The organism is Xenorhabdus vietnamensis (genome assembly GCF_002127535.1).
In the GTDB taxonomy this organism is placed as follows: Bacteria; Pseudomonadota; Gammaproteobacteria; order Enterobacterales; family Enterobacteriaceae; genus Xenorhabdus; species Xenorhabdus vietnamensis.
On sequence record NZ_MUBJ01000023.1, the window covers coordinates 60,969 to 65,273 of the forward strand.

General features: G+C 39.1%; 4 protein-coding genes, 4 tRNA genes and 1 rRNA gene. 8 read left to right on the forward strand and 1 reads right to left on the reverse strand.

The genetic code is table 11. From position 1 onward, the window contains the following. The 3 genes from rrf to birA all read left to right on the forward strand — a co-directional run bounded on the left by rrf (position 1) and on the right by birA (position 2,258). A 5S ribosomal RNA gene (gene rrf, locus Xvie_RS16705) occupies positions 1 to 110 on the forward strand. Between the two features lie 151 nt (positions 111 to 261). After that, positions 262 to 1,302 (forward strand): UDP-N-acetylmuramate dehydrogenase, encoded by a 1,041-nt coding sequence (gene murB / locus Xvie_RS16710; protein WP_086110311.1) that lies wholly within the window; start codon positions 262 to 264, stop codon positions 1,300 to 1,302. Further along, positions 1,299 to 2,258, forward strand: coding sequence for a bifunctional biotin--[acetyl-CoA-carboxylase] ligase/biotin operon repressor BirA (gene birA / locus Xvie_RS16715; RefSeq protein WP_086110312.1), 960 nt, complete (start codon positions 1,299 to 1,301; stop codon positions 2,256 to 2,258). Before murB ends, birA begins: the two co-directional genes overlap by 4 nt. A 32-nt stretch (positions 2,259 to 2,290) precedes the next feature. Here birA and coaA read toward each other — a convergent pair whose 3' ends face one another. After that, on the reverse strand, positions 2,291 to 3,241 hold the full coding sequence (coaA, locus tag Xvie_RS16720) for a type I pantothenate kinase (protein WP_086110313.1): 951 nt from the start codon (positions 3,239 to 3,241) through the stop codon (positions 2,291 to 2,293). Positions 3,242 to 3,668: 427 nt separating this feature from the next. Here coaA and Xvie_RS16725 point away from each other — a divergent pair. The 5 genes from Xvie_RS16725 to Xvie_RS16745 all read left to right on the forward strand — a co-directional run. Then, positions 3,669 to 3,744: transfer RNA gene (locus tag Xvie_RS16725), tRNA-Thr, on the forward strand. Between the two features lie 15 nt (positions 3,745 to 3,759). Beyond that, positions 3,760 to 3,844: transfer RNA gene (locus tag Xvie_RS16730), tRNA-Tyr, on the forward strand. Between the two features lie 98 nt (positions 3,845 to 3,942). Beyond that, positions 3,943 to 4,017 (forward strand) — tRNA-Gly (locus tag Xvie_RS16735). A 6-nt stretch (positions 4,018 to 4,023) separates the two neighbouring features. Beyond that, positions 4,024 to 4,099, forward strand: a tRNA-Thr gene (locus Xvie_RS16740). Positions 4,100 to 4,205: 106 nt separating this feature from the next. Further along, positions 4,206 to 4,305 (forward strand): GTP-binding protein (locus Xvie_RS16745; RefSeq protein ID WP_234369306.1); only part of this gene is annotated, 100 nt, incomplete at its 3' end.

Sequence of the window (4,305 nt, forward strand, 5' to 3'; positions counted from 1 at the left end):
GGCAATAGCGCGGTGGTCCCACCTGACCCCATGCCGAACTCAGCAGTGAAACGCCGTAGCGCCGATGGTAGTGTGGGGTCTCCCCATGTGAGAGTAGGGAACTGCCAAGCTTTAATACCAAGCCAAAAGGCCACTCATGTGAGTGGCCTTTTGCATTTTTGGTTTACTCAACAATATATAAGCATTGGTCAATTACTTGCTTATCTTTCAAATATAGAGTCTGATAGACTACGCCCAAATTACTTATTGAGTTTGAAGTGAATGTCTGTTTGTCAATCTACTCAGCTAAAAATATTCAACACATTTGGCATTTCAGCTAGTGCTGATTATATCGGTATAGCCACCTCTATTGAGTCACTTTTGACTTTGTGGCAAGAAGCAATAGAGAAGAATCATCCTATTTTATTGCTGGGAGGGGGAAGTAACGTTCTTTTCACTGAGAATTTTAAAGGAACTGTGATTTTAAATCGTATCCTTGGGGTTAATATACAAGAGTCTGATATTGCGTGGCATATTCATGTTGGTGCAGGTGAAAATTGGCATGAGCTGATTACTTATTTATTTAAACAACAAATCTACGGATTAGAAAATTTAGCCTTAATCCCCGGAAATGTTGGTTCTGCTCCAATCCAGAATATTGGGGCATATGGAATTGAGTTTAAACATGTCTGTGAATATGTGGATTTTATTGAGTTAAAAACAGGCAATTCAATTCGTCTAACAGTAAATGAGTGTCAATTTGCGTATAGAGACAGTATCTTTAAGCATCAATATAAAGATGGTTATGCTATCGCGGCAGTCGGTTTATGTTTGAATAAGAGATGGGAACCAATTTTAACGTATGGCGCCTTAGCGCAATTTTTACGGGAAAATGTCACTCCAAAACAAATATTCGATACTGTGTGCGAAATGCGTCAGAGTAAACTGCCAGATCCTGCACTGATGGGTAATGCTGGAAGCTTCTTTAAAAATCCTATTGTACCGATTGAGTTAGCATACAAAATTAAATCTGAGTATCCAGACTGTCCTCAGTATCCCCATAATGAGAAAAGCGTAAAAATTGCAGCGGGTTGGCTCATCGATCAATGTCAATTGAAAGGTTATTCTATTGGTGGCGCAGCCGTACATACGAAACAAGCACTGGTGTTAATTAATAAAGATAATGCAACGGGGAAAGATGTCGTTGCTTTGGCTGCTTATGTGTATAACAAGGTTGCAGAAAAATTTAATATTTTCTTAGAACCTGAGGTCCGCTTCATTGGCAGTGAAGGTGAGATAGATGCAGTGGAATGTATTTCATGAAAGATATCAGAACTCCATTAAAATTGATTAAAGTGTTATCTGATGGCGAGGTTCATTCTGGCCAGCAACTTGGTCAAGAATTGGGAATGAGTCGTGCAGGAATAAATAAACATATTCAGACTATTCGTGAATGGGGAGTAGAAGTTTTAACTCTTCCAGGTAAGGGTTACTGTTTCCCAGCGCCAATGAATCTCTTGGATAAAGAAGTTATTGAAAATTATCTTCCCAATAATCATATTGAAGTGATACCGGTCATTGATTCCACAAATCAGTATATTCTGGAAAAGTTAGCAGAACTCGATTCAGGAGATGCTTGTGTTGCAGAGTATCAGTATGCGGGTAGAGGGCGTCGTGGTAGGAAGTGGATTTCTGCTTTTGGTCGAAATTTATATTTATCCATGTATTGGCGTTTAGAGCAGGGACCAGCAGCAGCAATAGGTTTAAGTTTAGTGGTAGGTATTGTTATTGCAGAGGTACTTAACCGCCAGGGGGCAGAGAGAGTAAAAGTAAAATGGCCAAATGATTTATATTTGGATGATAAAAAATTAGCAGGGATATTGGTTGAGCTGACGGGAAAAACAGGGGATGCAGCTCATGTTGTTATCGGAATAGGTATGAACATTTCGATGAGTAGTGATGAACAGAAATCAATTAATCAGCATTGGACTAATTTACAACACTCAGGAACGGTTATTGAACGAAATAAGTTGGTTGCTGAAATCATGCTGGAACTTAAAGAAGCATTAATTAAATTTGAAAACGAAGGGTTAACACCTTTCATCTCTCGGTGGTTTAATTTAGATAATTTTATTAATCGTCCTGTGAAATTAATTATTGGTGATCAGGAGGTTTATGGTATCGCCCGTGGAATCGATCGACAAGGTGCTTTGTTACTTGATATTGATGGAGTCGTTACGCCCTATATTGGTGGCGAAATATCCTTGAGGGGTTTCTGAGTATAAAGCCGGAAATATTTCCGGCTTTTGCTTTATTTTCTTAATCTGACGCTTTCAATCATGTGATTGTTTCCTTTCGTCATTATCAAACTAGCTCGCTCTCTCGTTGGTAAAATGTTTTGTTGTAAGTTTAATCCGTTAATTTCCCGCCAAATATTTGATGCTACTTTTATTGCTTCTTCTGTTGTTAGCTTAGAATAGTTGTGGAAATAAGAATCAGGATCGGAAAAAGCACCTTGCCGAAACTTAAGAAAACGACCGACGTACCATTGTTCGAGTAATTCTTCTGATGCATCAACATAAATAGAAAAATCAACAAAATCAGAAACAAATACATGATGTGGTTCATGTGGATAATCCATTCCACTTTGTAATACGTTTAAACCTTCAAGGATGAGAATATCTGGTTTTTCGATAATAAGTTGTTCATTAGAAACAATGTCATAGCTTAGGTGAGAATATACCGGCGCAGTGACTTTTTCCGCACCTGATTTTATGTCGGCGACGAATTTGACTAAGCTGCGCATGTCATAGGATTCAGGAAATCCTTTTTTTTTCATTAAACCTCGTTCATTTAATACATTATTTGAGTGCAAAAAACCGTCTGTTGTTACTAATTTAACACGACGATGTTCTGGCCAACGGCTTAATAATGCTTGTAATAATCGTGCGGTTGTACTTTTTCCAACGGCAACACTACCTGCTATACCTATAATATAAGGTATTTTTTGCTCATCTGTTCCTAGGAACTGCCCAAGAACAGCTTGCCGGCGTAAATTGGAGCTAATATAAAAATTGAGTAGGCGTGACAATGGAAGATAGATTTCAACCACTTCATCTATTGAGATTTCTTCATTAATCCCTTTTAAAGCAGCAACTTCTTCTTCTGTTAGTGTTAAAGGAACAGAGTCACGTAATGTTGCCCAATGTTCACGATCAAATTGTAAATATGGAGTCGTCAAAAAAGATTCTTTCTTATTCATAAGCCAACATCTGCCTGTCTATGCAGGTTGGACAGGTTGTTGAGAACACCCGTATCCGACAAAAAATAAGTCTCATCATATCGGTTGAGTTATCGTAGGCGTAGATTTTTTTATGGTTTTAGTAATTTTTTTGATGTGAAATGCAAAAATCTAAGGAAATGCACTATCTCTAGGGCTGTTTGGAGCACTATTTTCTTTTTTGATAAAAAGAGAAGGTTAGTATTATGCAAATAATTTTCAAAAAATAATTGGCAAAGACATTTTTTGGTTTTTTCTGCATAAGAGTTTTTGTTGGATATTTAAGCTGAAAGTATTGAAAAAAACATCAATAACATTAAAAATGACTGTTTTATGAGCGAAAGAATAAAAAAAGCAATTTTTTTGTTGCATCATGGTTCAACTCTACCTAGAATGCGCAGCACTTGATGCCGGCATAGCTCAGTTGGTAGAGCAACTGACTTGTAATCAGTAGGTCCCGAGTTCGACTCTTGGTGCCGGCACCATTAAAAATTTGGAAAGGTGGGGTTCCCGAGCGGCCAAAGGGAGCAGACTGTAAATCTGCCGTCACAGACTTCGAAGGTTCGAATCCTTCCCCCACCACCATTAACCAGTTTTAATCTTGAGTGTTCTGCTCGGGTTATACTCCAGAAAACACTTGAGATGCAGTATACAGCTGATTAAAGTCAGGTAGCCGAGTTCACGCGGGCATCGTATAATGGCTATTACCTCAGCCTTCCAAGCTGATGATGCGGGTTCGATTCCCGCTGCCCGCTCCAAGATGTGCTGATATAGCTCAGTTGGTAGAGCACACCCTTGGTAAGGGTGAGGTCGGCAGTTCGAATCTGCCTATCAGCACCATTTCCCCTGTTCTTGCCTCCTGATTTTCTTCCTGTAAATATCTCACAAGCAATTGCTTGGTTGATGTGGTGACGCCACCGATTCCGTGTCTTAGAGGGACAACCTAATGTCTAAAGAAAAGTTTGAACGTTCAAAACCGCACGTTAACGTTGGTACTATCGGCCACGTTGACCACGGTAAAACTACCCTGACTGCTGCAATCACCA